This is a genomic window from Exiguobacterium sp. s101, assembly GCF_018617835.1.
GTDB lineage: Bacteria > Bacillota > Bacilli > Exiguobacteriales > Exiguobacteriaceae > Exiguobacterium > Exiguobacterium marinum.
Genome location: NZ_JACSKX010000001.1, coordinates 409874 through 427876, shown reverse-complemented (window position 1 = coordinate 427876; position 18003 = coordinate 409874). Strand labels below are relative to the sequence as shown.

The 18003-nt window shown below is 49.2% G+C and carries 14 protein-coding genes and 1 pseudogene; 11 read left to right on the top strand and 4 right to left on the bottom strand.

The features are described 5' to 3' along the window. Positions 1-91: 91 nt before the first annotated feature. The 3 genes from KNO76_RS02185 to KNO76_RS02175 all read right to left on the bottom strand — a co-directional run bounded on the left by KNO76_RS02185 (position 92) and on the right by KNO76_RS02175 (position 2423). Positions 92-670, bottom strand: coding sequence for a DedA family protein (locus tag KNO76_RS02185; RefSeq protein ID WP_214881988.1), 579 nt, complete (start codon positions 668-670; stop codon positions 92-94). A 105-nt stretch (positions 671-775) separates the two neighbouring features. After that, the gene (locus KNO76_RS02180) at positions 776-1315 is read right to left on the bottom strand and encodes a transcription repressor NadR (RefSeq protein ID WP_214881985.1); all 540 of its coding nucleotides are present in this window, start codon (positions 1313-1315) and stop codon (positions 776-778) included. Then, positions 1293-2423, bottom strand: a complete 1131-nt coding sequence (locus tag KNO76_RS02175; protein ID WP_214881982.1) for a cysteine desulfurase family protein — start codon at positions 2421-2423, stop codon at positions 1293-1295. The genes KNO76_RS02180 and KNO76_RS02175 overlap by 23 nt, the downstream gene beginning before the upstream one ends. Before the next feature lie 95 nt (positions 2424-2518). Between KNO76_RS02175 and KNO76_RS02170 the strand changes: the two genes are divergently transcribed. The 9 genes from KNO76_RS02170 (at position 2519) to KNO76_RS02130 (ending at position 12281) form a co-directional block, all read left to right on the top strand. Continuing rightward, entirely contained in the window at positions 2519-3952 is a 1434-nt protein-coding gene (locus tag KNO76_RS02170) for an L-aspartate oxidase (RefSeq protein ID WP_214881979.1), read from the top strand. Next, entirely contained in the window at positions 3906-4775 is an 870-nt protein-coding gene (nadC, locus tag KNO76_RS02165; protein ID WP_214881976.1) for a carboxylating nicotinate-nucleotide diphosphorylase, read from the top strand. The genes KNO76_RS02170 and nadC overlap by 47 nt, the downstream gene beginning before the upstream one ends. Beyond that, a complete protein-coding gene (nadA, locus tag KNO76_RS02160) occupies positions 4738-5817 on the top strand; it encodes a quinolinate synthase NadA (protein ID WP_214881973.1) in 1080 nt (359 codons plus the stop codon). The genes nadC and nadA overlap by 38 nt, the downstream gene beginning before the upstream one ends. Before the next feature lie 93 nt (positions 5818-5910). Beyond that, positions 5911-6498 (top strand): Holliday junction branch migration protein RuvA, encoded by a 588-nt coding sequence (gene ruvA / locus KNO76_RS02155; protein ID WP_015881166.1) that lies wholly within the window; start codon positions 5911-5913, stop codon positions 6496-6498. Positions 6499-6508: 10 nt separating this feature from the next. Then, the gene (ruvB, locus tag KNO76_RS02150) at positions 6509-7510 is read left to right on the top strand and encodes a Holliday junction branch migration DNA helicase RuvB (protein WP_214881970.1); all 1002 of its coding nucleotides are present in this window, start codon (positions 6509-6511) and stop codon (positions 7508-7510) included. Positions 7511-7513: 3 nt separating this feature from the next. After that, positions 7514-8572 carry a tRNA preQ1(34) S-adenosylmethionine ribosyltransferase-isomerase QueA gene (gene queA, locus KNO76_RS02145; RefSeq protein WP_214881967.1) on the top strand — a complete coding sequence of 353 codons (1059 nt, stop codon included), beginning with the start codon at positions 7514-7516 and terminating at the stop codon, positions 8570-8572. Then, the gene (gene tgt, locus KNO76_RS02140) at positions 8569-9714 is read left to right on the top strand and encodes a tRNA guanosine(34) transglycosylase Tgt (protein ID WP_026826453.1); all 1146 of its coding nucleotides are present in this window, start codon (positions 8569-8571) and stop codon (positions 9712-9714) included. Before queA ends, tgt begins: the two co-directional genes overlap by 4 nt. Before the next feature lie 75 nt (positions 9715-9789). Then, positions 9790-10077: a preprotein translocase subunit YajC gene (gene yajC / locus KNO76_RS02135; RefSeq protein WP_200868285.1), complete on the top strand. Its 288-nt coding sequence runs from the start codon at positions 9790-9792 to the stop codon at positions 10075-10077. Between the two features lie 431 nt (positions 10078-10508). Next, a complete protein-coding gene (locus KNO76_RS02130) occupies positions 10509-12281 on the top strand; it encodes a methyl-accepting chemotaxis protein (RefSeq protein ID WP_214881964.1) in 1773 nt (590 codons plus the stop codon). 36 nt (positions 12282-12317) lie between these two features. Here KNO76_RS02130 and zupT read toward each other — a convergent pair whose 3' ends face one another. Next, positions 12318-13178 carry a zinc transporter ZupT gene (gene zupT, locus KNO76_RS02125; RefSeq protein ID WP_214881961.1) on the bottom strand — a complete coding sequence of 287 codons (861 nt, stop codon included), beginning with the start codon at positions 13176-13178 and terminating at the stop codon, positions 12318-12320. A 213-nt stretch (positions 13179-13391) separates the two neighbouring features. On the opposite strand from zupT, the pseudogene secD reads away from it, so the two are divergent. Together secD and recJ are read left to right on the top strand one after the other, a co-directional pair. Further along, positions 13392-15609, top strand: a pseudogene (gene secD / locus KNO76_RS14280) (protein translocase subunit SecD). 36 nt (positions 15610-15645) lie between these two features. Continuing rightward, positions 15646-18003 carry a single-stranded-DNA-specific exonuclease RecJ gene (gene recJ, locus KNO76_RS02110; RefSeq protein WP_251127836.1) on the top strand — a complete coding sequence of 786 codons (2358 nt, stop codon included), beginning with the start codon at positions 15646-15648 and terminating at the stop codon, positions 18001-18003.

Below are 18003 nucleotides of genomic sequence, written 5' to 3'. Positions count from 1 at the left end.
TTGGACTTTCAATGCCTTTGAATATTTGGTCATAAAAAACACCCCATAAAAGTTGGATTTTTCATGTCCAACTTTTATGGGGCAGTTCAGTTTAGGCGGATTCTTTCATACGCTTTGGTTGGTGGCGAAAATGACGAATGACGAGGGTCGTGCCGATTCCAAATGCTAGGAATGGGAGAACATTGTCCATGAAGTGCCCGATCATCCGCCAGTTATTGCCGAGCATCATCCCTACATGAATAAACACGAAGGACCAGGCCGCAAAAATCAATGTCGTCACTGTCAAGAATTTACGGAATGACAGACGCATCACACCGGCACTCACTGCGAACAACTGTCGCCAAAAGAGACTGAGACAGACGATCCAAGCCCCGTACTTCTCAAACCATCGTTCGGCCCGAAGTTGCTTGTCCGACCGAATTCGAAAATAGCGATACAGTTTTAAGGCGACGGGACGACCGCCGTACCGACCAATCCAATAGAGAGCGATTTGACTGAGCGTGAATGAAAACCACGCCAGTAGGAACATAAGAAAGAAAGGCGCATCATGTGAGTCAACGAGAAAGCCGCCGTATGCGAGGACGAGTTCGTTCGGGATGAATTGAATCAAGATACCGATGGGGATGCTGAAGACACCGCATGCGGCAAGCAAATGCTCGAGAACGTTCATGACAAGTCCTCCTTTCAAAAGTTTCAGGAAAGATGTTCCATCCATCAGTATAACGGACATGAACCAAAAGAAAAAGAAGAGATGTCACATATTCGTGACAGCCCTTCAATCTAATTCGGATACGAGGATGCCGAGGCGGTCGAGTTCTTTCACCGCAGCATCGATTGCCTCTTTATGATCTGCTTCGAGCGTATGGATGTGTAAGCCCCCGGTCAGTTGTGAGAGCGGGGAGGCCCCATGTGTTTTGACACGTTCGAGAAATGCGCGAACGTCGCGTCGACTCTTCACCATAAGTTGACCGGTGATAGAACCGTAAACTGGGTGATCGATGACGACGTCTTTGATCGTGACTCCTTCATCAACGATGGCGTTCATTTCTGCCTCCATCTCGTTTGCAGTGTGACGACAAGCTACCTTTTTTGAATAAGTAGACGGGGTAAGGTCCCCGTGCAAATAGACATAACCACGGGCTGTGGCGATGATTTGATGACCTTTCGCTTTTAAGAGCGACAAGTCTTGGACGATGACTTGACGACTGACAGATACGTGCCTTGCGAGTTCAGATCCTGTGATTGGTTCAGCGCTCGATTCAATCAGCTGAAGTAAAGTGTGACGGCGTTCTTCACCGGCTAAACGTTTGTTCATGATGTTCGACTCTCCTTGCTAAAGTGACGATGGCATCGGCGAGGGCCGATGTGTCTTCGACGGTCGTTTGTGCGCCGAAGGAAATACGGACGAGTCCATGGCAGGCACTCGTTTCATATCCGAGTGCTTCGAGCATGCGGTTCGGTCCATTCTGGCCGGCACGACATGCCGAACCGGCCGATACTTGGAACCCGAGATCATCGAGCTCAGTCATCCACCATTGCCCATCGCGTTGATGTGACACGAAGGAAAAGATAGCGGGACTTTGTTCGTCAAACTCGAGCCAATTGACATACCTTGAAGTCTTCTCTTTCAAGATAGCACGAAACGCCATGAAATTTCTCTGAAAACGCGTCAATTGCTCCTGTCGTTCCCCGAGTGCTTTCACGAAAGAGCTGATTCCGGGTACGTCAATCGTACCGGGACGAATCCCGTATTGATGATGACCTGGATAGTATGGCGGTGGAATCAATCGTTCCATATAAAGCGCCCCCACGCCTTTTGGTCCCCCGACCTTATGGGCGCTGAACGAGTAGGCGTCGATGCCTTCGACAGAGATTGGGATTTTCCCGAGTGCCTGTACCCCATCCACATGGAAGAGGATTTTTCTGTACTTCAGTAAACATTGAATGTGATGAAGCGGTAACACCCATCCTGTGTCGGAATTGACGTGTTGGAGCGTGACGAGTCCGATGTCACGGTCAAGTAGGTGCGTAAACTGGTCCGAATCAAACTTTCCAGCTTTTAACTTCAAACGATGTACAATCACACCTTCCCGTTCCCATTCTTCAAGTGGAAGGGAGACCGAATCATGTTCATGCCAAGACGTAATCACTTCTTTGCCTTTCATACGTTTCCGTAAACTTGTGAGCGCGATGTAGTTACTCTCAGATCCATTTCCGGTAAACAATAATTTTCCGCGTAAGACGTCAATTCCGAGCGCTTGTTTGAATAGACGTCGTGCCTCAGTTAAATAATCTTCAGCTATATATCCTTGTGTGTGGAGTGATGATGGGTTCCCATAAACGTTTTGGGCCATAGCCACGTAATGGTCTAATGCAGCATGTGTCATTGGATGTGTAGCGGCGTAGTCGAAGTAGCGGTTCATCATGGACTCCCCTTTTCTCATGTTGTCTTCTACACAAAATTATGCGAAACTAGTTTACAAGTCAATATTACATATGGAATACAGGTGATATACAGGTGTCTTTACAAAAAGAGAGAACTGACATTTTGATTATTGGTACTGGACTTGCCGCTGTCACAACGGCCTTGCATGTGCCGGGTTCTTTATCTGTTCTCCTCGTTTCAAAAGGCGGGGTGACGGAGAGTAACTCAGATTTGGCACAAGGAGGAATTGCGAGTTCGTATCTTGAGGAGACGAGTGAGGCACATAAAGAAGATTCGATGTTCGCTTCAAACATGACATCGTGCTCAGCACGAGTAGACATTCTCGTCGAAGAAGGTCGTCAATCGATTGAAGAGATGGAGCGATTTGGTGTCCGATTTGATTTTGAAGAGGGCGAGTATGCCCTCGGACGAGAAGGCGCACATCGAGCGCATCGAATTTTTCATGCCGGTGGCGACGAGACGGGTCGCCATGTCATGCGACAATTACGTCAGTCGTTGTCAGACAACGTGAAAATGCTCGAACACGTCCTCGTACATGACCTGGTGATGAAAGAAGGACGAGTCGTCGGTGCGATGGCGTTTCATAAAGAAGAAGTCCTACACATTGAAGCCGGTGCTGTCGTGTTGGCGACAGGTGGCATTGGTGGACTGATCGATTGGACTTCAAACGCGCATACCGTGACCGGCGATGGTCTCGTTCTGGCAAATCGATGTGGTGCTAAGCTGACACACTTACAGCGGATTCAATTTCACCCCACATTACTGGCGACCGATGAGCCTCACCTCGTAACCGAGGCGCTCCGAGGAGCCGGGGCGACGCTCGTTGATGAGGGAGGAAACCATGTGATGGCGCATCATCCGCTTGGCAGTCTCGCTCCTCGAGATGAGGTGGCTTGGGTCCTGAATGAACAAGCAGGACCTGTTTATCTAGATACGACGACAGTGAAACGACTACGGGACCGCTTCCCGAAACTCGCTTTGACATGCGACAAGCTTGGGATTGATCGTCACCGGATTCCGGTACGTCCAGGTCTTCATTTTCATATGGGTGGAATCGAAGTGGATGACATGGGAAGAACTGGCGTTGATGGATTATACGCAGTCGGTGAAGTCGCGGATACAGGAGTCCATGGGACGAATCGGTTGGCTTCGAACTCGCTTCTTGAATGTTGGGTGTTCGGGAAACGGGTCGCGCGAGCGCTTCAACTACATGACTCACCTTTTACGTCAAGTGAGACGATGGCTTACGACATCAAACCGGACGACTTCCGAACGTTACGTCATCAAATCGGTAAATGGTTGACAATCTCACCAAGTCTTGAAGAAATGAAATGTTTCTTACAAAATACCCAATCATTGACCTTGACGAAACACGTGACAAGACAATTAAGTGAACAAACTTTACAACTCGATGCAGCGCGTCTTCTCGCGCAAAGCATCCTTGAAATGGAGAGGTATGATGAACACGATTTATCTACGCGAACAGCTGCAGAACTTTTTGATTGAAGACATCGGATTCGGCGATTTATCGAGTGCGTTGATTGACCCGGATGATGAATCGATCGCAACAATCGTTGCGAAAGAAGAAGGAATCTTTTGCGGAAAACCAATCGTTCAAGAACTTGCTACGATTCAGCAGTTTGATGTCTTGTTCTGCCAAGAAGATGGTCATCAAATCGCGATCGGCGACGAACTGATCGTCTTGAAAGGAAAGACGCGTGTCCTTTTAGAGACGGAGCGCGTCCTATTGAATGTGATTCAACACGTGAGTGGTGTTGCGACCATGACACGTCAGTGCGTTGATTCTCTCAATGACGAATCCATTCACGTGACCGATACACGGAAGACGACCCCGGGCCTTCGTATGCTTGAGAAGTATGCGGTTCGAGTCGGCGGCGGCTATAACCATCGACTTCGACTCGACGATGCCGTCATGATCAAAGACAACCATATCGTCGCACTCGGTGGTGTGACAGAGGCCATTCATGCCGCACGCGCTAAAGTGGGGCATACGACCCCGATTGAAGTCGAGGTCGAGACGTTCACACAGCTCTTAGAGGCGATTCCGGCGAATCCAGATATTGTGATGCTTGATAATCGTACACCGGATGAATTGAGAGAATGGGTCCGGCATATCCCACGTCATATCAAAACCGAGGTGTCCGGGGGCATTACGATCGATTCGATTGACACATACAAAGGAATTCGCATCGATGTGATCTCCCTCGGGCAATTGACCCATTCAGTGCGCGCGCTCGACTGTAGTATGAATTTACAAGGAGGAATGAAATATGCAACTACTCGGAACACTTCCACCGACGTACGCTAACCTTTCGGTGGAAGAAATGGAGACGCGGATTCAGGCAGTCAAAGATCGACTCGGGAAGCGACTGTTCTTGCCGGCACATCATTATCAAAAAGACGAAGTCGTCCAGTTCGCAGACGCGACAGGAGATTCGCTCCAGCTCGCGCGACTCGCGGAAAAGATGAGCGAGGCGGAATTCATCGTCTTCTGTGGCGTACATTTCATGGCAGAGACGGCAGATATGTTGACGCGGGACGACCAGATTGTCGTCTTGCCCGATATGCGTGCCGGTTGTTCGATGGCAGACATGGCCGATATCGATCAGACGGAGATTGCCTGGGAAGAACTGACGGAACGATTTGGAGAAGGAATCATCCCGATTACATACGTCAATTCAACAGCGGCCATCAAAGCGTTCGTCGGTCGTCACGGTGGGGCGACCGTCACTTCGTCAAACGCTCATGAAATTGTCAAATGGGCACTTGAGGCCGGCGAACGAATTTTATTTCTTCCGGATCAACACCTTGGTCGGAACACGGCATATGACCTAGGGGTCCCGCTCGAGGCGATGGCCATCTGGGACCCACTTCACGAAGAATTGGTTGCGGAAGGCGAGCTCGAACAAATTCGGGTCGTCCTTTGGAAAGGACACTGTTCCGTCCATGAGAAGTTCACCGTCTCGCAAATTCAGACGTTTCGTGAGCGCGAACCGGACCGCCGCATCATCGTTCATCCGGAATGTACGTTTGACGTCGTTCAGGCAGCGGATGAGGCGGGATCGACATCGTATATCATCGACAAGATTGATGCGAGTGCGCCGGGGACGAAATGGGCGGTCGGAACGGAGATGAACCTCGTCAACCGTTTGGCGGCCACGCACCCACATCTTAATATCGTCTCATTGAACCCGTTCATGTGTCCGTGCCTCACGATGAATCGAATCGACTTGCAACATCTACTTTGGTCGCTTGAATCACTCGAGACCGATCCAGTGAATGTGATTCGTGTCGATGCTGACACGACAGAATTGTCGAAACGTGCGCTTGAACGGATGATGGCACGATAATCGCTTCAGGACAGGTAAACGCCTGTCCTTTTTTCGTGTCGTCCGTTATGGTACAATAAATGCAGTTTTTCCGACCGAAAAGGAGAGTACACCGTGATTGAATTCGTAAAAGGACCCGTCGCCTATGTGTGTGCGGAATATATAACGTTAGATGTTTCGGGCGTCGGCTACAAAGTACATGTGCCTAACCCGTTTTTTTATCGTGAACAAGACGAACATGTAATCGTATTTACGCATCATTACGTGCGTGAAGACCAACAGACGCTATACGGTTTCCGGTCACGTCGCGAGCGTGAGCTGTTCAATAAACTCCTCAGCGTCAGCGGGATTGGACCAAAAGGTGCGCTCGCCATCGTCGCATCTGGCGATATCGATGCGTTGATTGATGCGATTGAAACCGAGAATGAGAAGTATTTGACGAAGTTCCCGGGAGTCGGGAAGAAGACGGCTAAACAGATGGCCCTCGACCTAAAAGGGAAGCTATCCGAACTCGCACCGGATTATGTGCCGAACGAAGGATTGTTCGCACAAGGTGCATCAGAACTAGACGAGGCGTGTGAAGCGCTCGTCGCACTCGGATATTCTGAACGAGAGATTGCGAAAGTACGCAAAGCATTGAGCGGGGAAATCTTGACGACCGACGCGTACATAAAACGCGCGCTACAGCTGTTATTGAAATAAGGAGGAAGCTATGGACGAACGATTGTTGTCACAATCTCATCAGCAATATGAAGACTCTGAAGAGTGGAGCTTACGTCCGCAGCGCTTCGAGCAATATATCGGGCAAGAAAAAGCGAAAGGCAATTTGTCAGTCTTCATTCAGGCCGCCAAACTTCGCAGTGAGACGCTCGACCACGTATTGTTATACGGACCACCTGGACTTGGAAAGACGACACTTGCCCAAATCATCGCCAACGAGATGGGCGTCGGGATCAAGACGACGGCCGGACCTGCAATCGAACGACCAGGTGATTTGGCGGCAATCCTCTCGACACTCGAGCCGGGAGACGTCTTATTCATCGACGAGATTCACCGGTTGAGCCGGACAATCGAAGAGATTCTCTATCCAGCGATGGAGGACTACTGTCTCGACATCGTCTACGGACAAGGCGAGATGGCACGAAGTGTGCGCATCGACCTGCCACCGTTCACACTCGTCGGAGCCACCACACGGGCTGGGATGTTGTCGGCACCACTTCGTGACCGTTTCGGCGTCACACTGAAGCTTGAATATTATGAACCGCATGAATTAGCGGCCATTGTCAGTCGGACGGCACAGTTGTTCCGTCTCTCGATTTCACCTGAGGCGAGCGGAGCGATTGCGAAACGATCGCGCGGGACGCCACGAATCGCGAACCGGTTATTGCGACGTGTTCGTGACTTCGCACAAGTGGCTGGAACGAAAGAAATCGACCCCGCGCTCGCATCCGACGCGCTCGACCGTCTTCACGTCGATGCGCTCGGTCTCGATGAAGTCGATCACCGGTTACTTCGGTCCATGGTCGAACGGTTCGGAGGTGGACCGGTCGGACTCGAGACGCTCGCCGCTACGATCGGTGAGGATGCTCAGACGATTGAAGACGTCTATGAGCCATATTTATTACAACAAGGATTCTTGCAGCGCACGCCGCGAGGACGCATGATTACACAGTTTGCCAAGTCGTATTTTGGTTATGTTGAGGAAGAGGAGTAAGGTATGCAAGATATTCAATTAAACGTAAACGATTATGATTTTGAATTACCGGAAGAGTTGATCGCACAAGTCCCGTTACTCGATCGAACAAGCTCACGACTGCTCGTGTTAGACCGCGAGACGGGGGACATCGAGCATCGTCATTTCCGTGACGTGATCGATTACTTGCACGCGGGAGATGCGCTCGTCGTCAACGATTCACGCGTCTTACCGGCACGTCTTTTCGGTGCGAAACAAGAGACGGGTGGGAAAGTCGAACTGCTCTTGTTGAAGCAGACGGAAGACGATGTGTGGGAAGCACTCGTCAAACCTGCAAAAAAAGTACGCATCGGTGCCATCGTCGAGTTCGGCGACGGACTTCTCCGCGCAGAATGCGTCGAGGAGCTCCCGGAAGGAGGACGTCGTTTCAAGTTTGACTACGACGGGATCTTCTATGAAATTTTAGACGAGCTCGGTACAATGCCACTCCCGCCGTATATTCGCGAACAACTCGACGACCAGGACCGATACCAAACGGTCTATGCACGAGAACGAGGCAGTGCAGCGGCACCGACAGCAGGTCTTCATTTCACAGAAGAATTACTTGAGGCAGCCAAAGGGAAAGGCGTTCGGTTGATTCCACTCACACTACACGTGGGTCTCGGTACGTTCCGTCCAGTGACGGCTGATTCGATTGAAGAACATACGATGCATAGCGAATATTTTGAGTTGTCAGCAGAGTCCGCAACAGCGCTCCAAGATGTTCGAGCTCAAGGTGGTCGCATCTTTGCGGTTGGGACGACGTCGACGCGGACGCTCGAGACCATCATGCGAGACCATGGGGACTTCGTCGAGTCATCGGGCTGGACGGATATCTTTATTTACCCTGGTGTGGAGTTGAAGGCAATCGATGGATTGATCACGAACTTCCATCTTCCAAAATCGACACTCGTCATGCTCGTCTCGGCGTTCGCGACGCGCGACATCATCTTAAACGCTTATCGGACTGCGGTCGCAGAACGATACCGCTTCTTCAGCTTTGGAGATGCGATGCTTATCACGAGGAAGGAAGTAACAAAATGACAAAACATGCAGTCACTTACGAACACATTCACACATGTAAGCAGACCGGAGCGCGGCACGGGATCGTCCATACGCCGCATGGCTCATTCGAGACACCGGTCTTCATGCCGGTCGGAACGCAAGCGAGCGTTAAAACGATGGCACCAGAACAAGTCAAGGCGATGGGCGCGAACATCATCTTGTCGAACACGTACCATCTATGGGTACGTCCGGGCCATGACGTCATCAAACAAGCCGGCGGTCTTCATAAATTCATGAACTGGGATGGCGCGATTCTAACGGACTCAGGCGGCTTTCAAGTGTTCTCTCTCGCTGATCTTCGAAACATTCAAGAAGAAGGTGTCCATTTCCGCAATCACTTGAACGGAGACAAGTTGTTCTTGTCACCTGAGAAAGCGATGGAGATTCAAAACGCGCTCGGGTCGGATATTATGATGGCATTTGATGAGTGCCCGCCATATCCGGCGACACATGAATACATGAAGAAGTCGGTCGAACGTACGAGCCGTTGGGCAGAACGTTGCCTCGAGGCACACGAACGTCCAGAAGACCAAGCGCTCTTCGGTATTATTCAAGGTGGAGAATATGAAGATCTTCGTCGTCAAAGCGCGCAAGACCTTGTCTCACTCGATTTTCCAGGATATGCGGTAGGAGGTCTCTCGGTCGGTGAACCGAAAGACGTTATGTATCGTGCCCTTGAATTCACGACACCTCTCATGCCTGAAAACAAACCACGCTATTTGATGGGTGTCGGCTCGCCAGATGCATTGATTGAAGGATCGATTCGTGGAATCGACATGTTCGATTGCGTCCTTCCGACACGAATCGCACGTAACGGGACGCTCATGACATCAAAAGGTCGTGTCACGATTAAACAAGCAAAATATAAGACGGACTTCGGTCCAATCGATGAGAAGTGTGACTGTAACACGTGTAAAAATTATTCGCGTGCGTATGTCCATCACTTGATTCGTGCGGAAGAGATGTTCGGACTTCACTTGTGTACGACACATAACCTTCACTTCCTCGTGAAGTTGATGGAGCAGGTTCGTCAAGCGATTCGTGAAGACCGTTTGCTCGATTTCAAAGAAGAGTTCTTCGAAGAATACGGTTACAACAAGCCGAACGCGAAGAATTTCTAAGAAATCGTGTCGGACATTATGTGACATTGTTTCAGTTTCACGGTATAATGAACCTGATATTGAAGGAAAGGGTGAATGTTACACATGGAAACACTCGTTGCGTTATTACCAATGATCTTGATTTTCGTCGTATTTTACTTCCTTTTGATTCGTCCACAGACGAAACGCCAAAAAGAAGTACAATCGATGCAAAACGCCCTCGAGCGTGGCGACAGCGTTGTCACAATCGGCGGTTTACACGGCGTCGTTCATCAAATCGAAGACACACATGTCGTTTTGAAATGCGACCAGTCGCTTCTTCGCTTCAACCGAAGTGCAGTGGCAGAAGTCGTGAAAAAAGCGAATGCCTCATTTGAGGAATAAGCAAGTAAGCGTCTGACCGTTACGGTCGGACGCTTTTTTGTGTCGAGAGAAGTTGGGGGAGAATTCTTCGGGCTGCCTCTTGTCACTCGAGGTGACCATTTGAGACCAGAGCTCCATATCATCAGGGCATGGTCAATAAACGATTCGAGTGAAGGACACGAGTCGAACGAAGATGTGACATAGAGACGGCGAGTGTCATTCCGTGGACACCACCACCAATAATTAATACCGATGTATTTTCAACATTAATTTGAATACCTCAAAAAAACGTAATTATTACGATTTAAAGTATACAAAAGATGACTTATTTTTGTCAAAATGAATTAGTTTCAAATTCATCCACCTTATTTCGAAAAATCGATTTGAATAGTGAAAACGTTTGCATTAATGTCAAGGTGAGAAGAAATCCGAGATGAAGGAGAACGAACGATATGGATGTGAAACGATTTGTAAGACCGTTCAAAAATTGGAAAGGGTGGACACGGGAACGAAGCGGTGTGAAACAAAATAGACGTTCTTCACTTAAAAGACGTATGGCGATCGCACTAGTTCCGACGATTATCGCCCTCGTCATTGTTGGAGCACTCGGGTCATATCAGTTGAGACAATCGACAGCTGCTTACGATCGGGTTCTCAGTGAAGGGATGCAGGAGATGCTCCTCGCAGAAAATTTGTCATTGGCAGTAACGGATGCTGAACGATATTTGAATTATTATATGCTTGTCGCCAATCCAAAGACACTCATTAGTTTACAGGGGGTTCAAGAGAATCGTGATGAGTTGATGAAAAAACTCAACGCATCGTCTTCAGATGAGAAAATCTTATCTTGGCTAAAAGACTTGGAAAAGTTTAACGAACTGTTGGACCGCGAAATGAATCGTGCGATCGAACTTCGCCAGCAACAAGACGAGATTGGATATAAGACTGTACTCAATACGAGTGTGACGCCTACAACGGACCGTGTCCGCATGACGGTGACAGATCTTGTCGAGTATAAAGGAGGCCTCCTTGAGTCTGAGACGGAGGTGGTTCAAAAGGATGCAGAAAGTTCGATTTTTTGGATGATTGTCATCAGTGTTGTCGGTGTCGTAATTGGAATTCTTTCTCTCTTAGCACTACAACGCCTATTCCTAAAACCGATCAACCGACTCGGTCGTCAAGCCCGAATCATGGCGGAAGGTGATTTGACGGGAGAAGATATCGAAGTCGCATCAAACGATGAACTTGGAGACCTTGTGACGGCGTTTAACGAGATGAAACATAACCTTGTCGGTTTGATTCGTCGCGTGGGAGAAGCTTCAGATAAAGTCACAGCCTATTCAGAGGAACTTTACGCAAGCACAGATCATGTGGCAACGACGACACAAGGTGTCTCACGATTATTCGAAGACATGAATATAGCTGCCCAAGGGTCATCCAAGCGCGCGGAGGAAGGAACGATCGGTGTCAATCAAGCGGTTGACGGCTTGAATCAAATTGCTGCCGCTTCACAAGGGGTGAATGAACAGACGATTCATACACTCGAGGCGGCGAACGGTGGACTAGATACGGTTCAATTGGCCGAGAAGCGAATGCAAGAAATCCGTCGGGCAAATGAAATGACCAACCAAATGGTGAGTCGTCTGTCGAACCAGTCGCTAGAGATTGAAAAAATCACCCGTTCCATTACAGCCATTACGGAACAGACGAACTTGCTTGCCTTGAATGCGGCCATAGAAGCGGCACGTGCCGGTGAGCATGGTAAAGGATTCGCGGTCGTCGCTGCGGAGGTTCGAAAGCTTGCCGAAGAATCAAAGCAGTCCGCGATTCAAATTCAAACCGTCGTCCGCGACATTCAGCGGGACACAGAACAAGTCGAATCGGCGTTTGAGGAGTCGAGTGTGCACGTAGAGAACGGGGTATCGCAAATGGGTGAAGTGGCCGAAGCGTTTCGGAAGATTGTAGCGGTCATCGAAGAAACGTCGCGTCAAATGAGTGAGATTGCTGCAGCGACGGAAGAGGTAAGTGCCAATACGACAGAGGTCGCGGTATCGGTTGAAGATATGTCTACGAACGCTGTCTCGACACAGCGCAGTGTCGAAGAAGCGGGTGCGAACGTCGAAGAACAACTTGCGGCTATTCAGGAAATCAATGGGATTGCCGAGACGATGAGCCATATGTCGTCCGAATTAAAAGATGTTGTCCATGTATTTAAAACAAATTAAAACAATGCCCTGACGGCTTCGTCAGGGCATTGTTTGTTACATCAATAGAATCAGACTTGTCGCCATAACAATCATCCCGGCGACCATTCCATACATTGAGTGATGGGCACGCCCGTATTCGCGGGCGGCAGGTAGCAATTCATCAAGTGAGATGAATACCATGATTCCACCGACTGCCGCGAACAATAGTCCGAATACCGTGTCGCTCAGAAACGGCATGAGAATCAAAAATCCGATGGCAGCTCCGGCCGGTTCGGCAAGTCCAGATAACATCGAAAGCTTGAACGCCTTCTTCCGTGAACCCGTCGCATAATAGATTGGAACCGAGACGGCAATCCCTTCCGGAATGTTATGCAAGGCGATGGCAATCGCGATGGCAAGACCGACGGCAGGATCATCAAGTGTCGAGATGAACGTCGCCAACCCTTCAGGAAAGTTATGAATTCCGATAGCGAGTGCCATGAAAATCCCCATTTTTCTTAGGCGGTTTTGTGTTTCCGGATGAGTGATGTTGGTCGATTCATTTGTTGCGGTCGTCGCCAATTCTTGAGTAGACGGATCATTTTGCATCGATTCAACGAATTTGACCTCGTGCGGGTTCTCCATTTTTGGGATGAATTTATCAATCAAGCCAATCAAGAACATACCACCGAAGAACGCAAGGACTGTATAAATCGTACCTGTGGATTCTCCGTGTGCGCCAACGAGCTCTTCAAGCGCTTTTGGGAAAATCTCGATGAATGATACATAAATCATGACACCTCCGGAAAAACCGAGTGATATCGATAAGAAAGCTGTGTTTGTTCGTTTCGCAAAGAATGCGATCATACTCCCGATCCCTGTCGCAAGTCCTGCAAACAAGGTGAGGAGGAACGCATAAATAATCGTACTATCCATGAGGGAAGACTCCTTTAATTTCGTAATGGTTAGATTTATCATACATGAAGTTTTGCCTATGCACAACATTTAGTCTTATACGCAAATTAGGACAGATAATCTGTGAACAGCCGTTACAATTTTAGGAAAATGATTGATAAATGTTTAGAAAATTTGTAATGTTAACAAGAGAAGTTTTTATCAAGAACAGTGGTCTAGAAAGGAAATAGTCGTATGTACAAAAAAGGCAACATTGTGATTTTCGCGATCCTCATGATTGCGACAATCCTGCTCGCTGTGTTCACGACACCATGGGTCGTCAAGAACACGAATCTCGGACTCGACCTAAAAGGTGGATTCGAAGTTTTGTATGAAGTGCAACCGCTCGAAGACGGTGATGTCATCGACGAATCGGCGATGAATGCAACCGTTCGCGCCATCAACAACCGAATCAACGTCCTCGGGGTATCCGAACCGGACGTTCGAATCGAAGAAAACAATCGAATCCGTGTCCAACTCGCGGGCGTGTCGAACCAAAATGAAGCGCGCGAAGTCATCTCGTCAACGGCACAATTGACGTTCCGTGACGTAAATGACAACGTCTTGCTCGACGGGAAAGACTTGGCGCCCCGTGGTGCTGCACTCAGCTACAACCAACAAGGGCAACCGATCGTTGAGTTGACGCTTCAATCCGCTGACAAATTCGGTGAAGTGACGTCAGAAATCTCACAACGTCCTGCTCCGGAGAATCGTCTCGTCATTTGGCTCGATTACGAAGAAGGTGACACATACGAGGAAGAAATTCAAAAAGAGAACTCGAAAATTGTGTCAGATGCTTCCGTCAACGGGCCAATCTTGTCGGATAAAGCCATCATTTCAGGTGGTGGGATTGACGCAGATAGCGGTCAACGCCTTGCTGACATCTTGAACGCAGGTGCGCTTCCGGTCAAGCTTGATGAGATTTATTCGACATCGGTATCGGCCCAGTTCGGTCAAGATGCACTTGAAGAAACGGTATTTGCCGCAACAATCGGGATTATCGCTGTATTCTTCTTCATGTTGTTCTTCTATCGTCTACCAGGACTCGTGTCGATTATTACACTCGTTCTATACATTAATTTAATCATGTTGTTCTTCAATGGAATCAATGCGGTCTTGACGCTCCCAGGGATCGCGGCACTCGTCCTTGGTGTCGGGATGGCGGTCGATGCGAACATCATCACGGCAGAACGGATCAAAGATGAACTCCGCTCTGGTAAGTCGGTCTTATCGGCGTTCCGTGCGGGTAACCGTCGTTCGCTCAGTACAATCATCGATGCCAACTTGACAACGCTCATCTCGGCTGCTGTTTTGTTCTATTTCGGACAGAGTTCAGTCAAAGGATTTGCGATTATGCTCATGATTTCAATTGCGATGACGTTCATCTCAAACGTGTTCATCTCACGTTATTTGATGCACCTCCTTGTCTCAAGTCGCCTGTTCGACAAACGTAAAGGATGGTTTGGTGTGAAGGAGAGTGAAATCCGTGAACTTTAAGCTTACTGAATGGAATTACGTCAAACATATGCGCACGATGTTCTTGATTTCGTCGGCAATCGTCATTCTTGGAATCGGTCTCTTGTTCTTCCGGGGATTGAACCTTGGAATCGACTTCGCCTCAGGAACACGTGTCGAGGTACAAACGGAAGAGCGGGTCTCGCAAGAAGAGTTCACACAGGCGTTCAATGACGCGGGTGTCGACCAAGAGATTTCAAGCGTCCAATATGCGGATGACGGGCGTTTGGCATATGTCACGTTCGTCGGACAATTAGGACAAGAAGAAGTTGCGAGCGTCAAGACCGCCTTCACGGAACAGTTCGGCAACGATCCGAACATTAGTACCGTATCCGCACAAGTCGGTCGTGACTTGGCAAAGAATGCCCTTTACGCGGTAGCGGTTGCCTCGATTGGAATCATTCTCTACATCACGGTACGCTTCCAATTCTCCTATGCGGTGGCGACTGTGGTCGCGATGCTACACGATGCGTTCTTTATGATCGTCGCATTCTCGCTCTTTGGTGTTGAGGTCAACCTATACTTCATCGCAGCGATTCTGACGATTATTGGTTATTCGGTCAACGATACGATCGTTACGTTCGACCGGGTCCGGGAGAATATCACGTCGTATGAAAAAGAACGGAAAATTCGATCGATGGACGTGTATGAGTCGATCATCAATCGCTCGATTCAAGAGACGATTGTCCGTTCGGTCAACACTGTCATCACGGTCCTCGTGACAGCTCTTGCCTTGTATGTGTTCGGTGCTGAGTCGATCCGTGGGTTCTCACTCGCATTGTTGGTCGGACTCTTCATGGGGATGTATTCATCCATCTTCATCGCATCTTACTTATGGCTCCTCATCAAACGTACAACCATCAACAAGAAAAAAGATACGCCGGTCACAGAGGCGTAACGACTGGGTCTTCCTTCAAACGGGAGACCTTTTTAAATGTCAAGACGGCACATCTTTCACGCGGTCTGCTATAATCTACAATTGATTGGAGTGAAGGACATGTATCATTCGAAGAAACAGTGGCTCTACCCGGAAACGAACCCGGACGACGTCACACGTTTACAAAGCGAATTAAATATATCAGCACAACTCGCGACGTTACTCGTTCAGCGTGGTCATCAGGATGTAGAGGCGGCCAAAGCATTTTTGTATGCCGAGGAAGAGCTCGTCTTTCATGATCCGTACTTGTTCGAACAGATGGAGAAAGTCGTGTCACGAATCAAGCGGTCGGTGGACGAAGGTGAGATGGTACTCATCTATGGAGACTATGACGTCGATGGTGTCAGCGCCTCTTCTGTCATGTGGCACGCCCTGACTGAAATTGGTGTCATGGCCGAGTGCTATATCCCGAACCGTTTCACAGAAGGTTATGGACCGAACAAAGAAGCGTTCCAGTGGGCGGCCGATGAAGGGTTCACATTGGTCATCACGGTGGATTGTGGGATTTCTGGGATTGAAGAAGCGGCGTTGTTGAAAGACCTTGGTGTCGATTTGATCATCACGGATCACCACGAGCCGAAAGAGACACTCCCGGACGCCTATGCGGTTATCCATCCACATATCGACCCGAGTTATCCGTACGATAAACTCGCCGGTGCGGGGGTTGCCCTTAAAGTGGCGCATGCGGTTTTAGGAAGAATGCCGGAGGAACTCCTTGATTTGGCCGTTCTTGGCACGATTGCCGACCTCGTTCCACTAGACGGAGAGAATCGACTGCTAGCGAAAAAAGGAATCGCGGCACTCGAAGCTTCGAAGCGACCAGGTATTTTAGCATTACGAGAAGTGTGTGGTCTCGGTGACAGTGTATTGAATGAGGAGTCGGTCGGTTTTGCGTTCGGACCTCGTATCAATGCAGCGGGTCGCCTCGACTCGGCGATGCCGGCGCTTCAAATGCTCCTCGCCGAGCATGTCGAGGAAGCACTTGAGCTCGCGAAACAACTCGATAAGCAAAATAAAGAGCGTCAAGATATCGTCAAGACGATCACCGCTGAAGCGAAAGAGCTCGTCGAAGCATCGATGACAGAGGACCGTGTGCTTGTCGTCGCGAGTGAGAAATGGAACCCTGGAGTTGTCGGAATCGTCGCTTCTCGTCTCGTCGAAGCGTACTATCGTCCGGTCATCCTCCTCTGTCACGACCCGGAAACGGGCAAGGCGAAGGGTTCGGGGCGATCGATTGACGGGTTTGACCTGTTTAAAGAACTCTCTAAAAATGAAGACATCTTGCCACACTTCGGGGGACACCCAGCCGCGGCAGGGATGACGTTACAGTCTGAAAACGTCGCTGAGCTACGGGAACGACTGAACCATCAAGCGGAATCGATTCCCGGTGACGTGTTCGTGCCAAGGGTCAATGTCGATTTGAAACTGACGGTCAACGACGTCTCGCTCGATTTGATTACAGAAATCGGCAAACTCGCGCCATTTGGGATGGGTAACCCATCACCACGTGTTGTCGTGGCAGATGCGAAACTACGTGACATTCGTCAAATCGGACGTGATGCAACACATTTGAAAGTACAGCTCGCCGGAGACAAGCGTGAGCTCGATGGTATCGGGTTCGGGTTCGGACACGTCGTCTCGGAAATCTCGCAGATGGCTCATGTCTCGGTGATGGGGAGTCTTCAGGTGAACGAATGGAACGGGATGCGAAAGCCTCAGCTCATGATTCAAGATTTACGTGTCGATGACTTCCAAGTATTTGACTACCGCGGGAAGAAAAAGTCGGTGCAAGAGTTGAAGGACCTGCCGAAAGAACATACGTCGTTCCTGTCATTCCAAGGAACATCAGAGGATTTTCCGCTTCATGAAGACGATGAACCACTCAATCGTTTCGTTGTCCTGCTCGATCTTCCTGACGATGAAGGGGTTCTCGCAGAAAAACTTCATGAAGGTGTCGAACGAATCTATTGTGCGTTCGGACAAGGGGACTCGTTCTTTGAACGTCTTCCGTCGCGTGAGGATTTCCGAACGTATTATGTGCATATGGCGACTTGCGAACGGAAAAATCTACGTGAAAACCTGATTCGTTTGTCAAAAGAGCGAAAATGGTCAAAAAATACGATTCAATTTATGCATCAAGTATTCTCTGAACTCGAATTTCTTGTTACAATGGAAGACGGACTGCCTGGAGTCAATCCAGAAGCACCGAAACGCGATTTGACCGAGGCGCCGTGCTATCAACGCCGGATTGGACGCCAACAACTCGAAGAGCGTTTCGTATACGCGTCATTGGCGGAGCTCAAAGAGCGGTTACAATCGTTACGATCGAACAAGATGCAGGAGGCATACACATAA

Bases quoted from the DNA above. Each gene is read 5' to 3' on its own strand.
- KNO76_RS02185 (WP_214881988.1), bottom strand. From the start codon at position 670: ATGAACGTTCTCGAGCATTTGCTTGCCGCATGCGGTGTCTTCAGCATC.
- KNO76_RS02180 (WP_214881985.1), bottom strand. From the start codon at position 1,315: ATGAACAAACGTTTAGCCGGTGAAGAACGCCGTCACACTTTACTTCAG.
- KNO76_RS02175 (WP_214881982.1), bottom strand. From the start codon at position 2,423: ATGAACCGCTACTTCGACTACGCCGCTACACATCCAATGACACATGCT.
- nadC (WP_214881976.1), top strand. From the start codon at position 3,906: ATGAACACGATTTATCTACGCGAACAGCTGCAGAACTTTTTGATTGAA.
- nadA (WP_214881973.1), top strand. From the start codon at position 4,738: ATGCAACTACTCGGAACACTTCCACCGACGTACGCTAACCTTTCGGTG.
- ruvB (WP_214881970.1), top strand. From the start codon at position 6,509: ATGGACGAACGATTGTTGTCACAATCTCATCAGCAATATGAAGACTCT.
- queA (WP_214881967.1), top strand. From the start codon at position 7,514: ATGCAAGATATTCAATTAAACGTAAACGATTATGATTTTGAATTACCG.
- tgt (WP_026826453.1), top strand. From the start codon at position 8,569: ATGACAAAACATGCAGTCACTTACGAACACATTCACACATGTAAGCAG.
- yajC (WP_200868285.1), top strand. From the start codon at position 9,790: ATGTTACACATGGAAACACTCGTTGCGTTATTACCAATGATCTTGATT.
- KNO76_RS02130 (WP_214881964.1), top strand. From the start codon at position 10,509: ATGGATGTGAAACGATTTGTAAGACCGTTCAAAAATTGGAAAGGGTGG.
- zupT (WP_214881961.1), bottom strand. From the start codon at position 13,178: ATGGATAGTACGATTATTTATGCGTTCCTCCTCACCTTGTTTGCAGGA.
- recJ (WP_251127836.1), top strand. From the start codon at position 15,646: ATGTCAAGACGGCACATCTTTCACGCGGTCTGCTATAATCTACAATTG.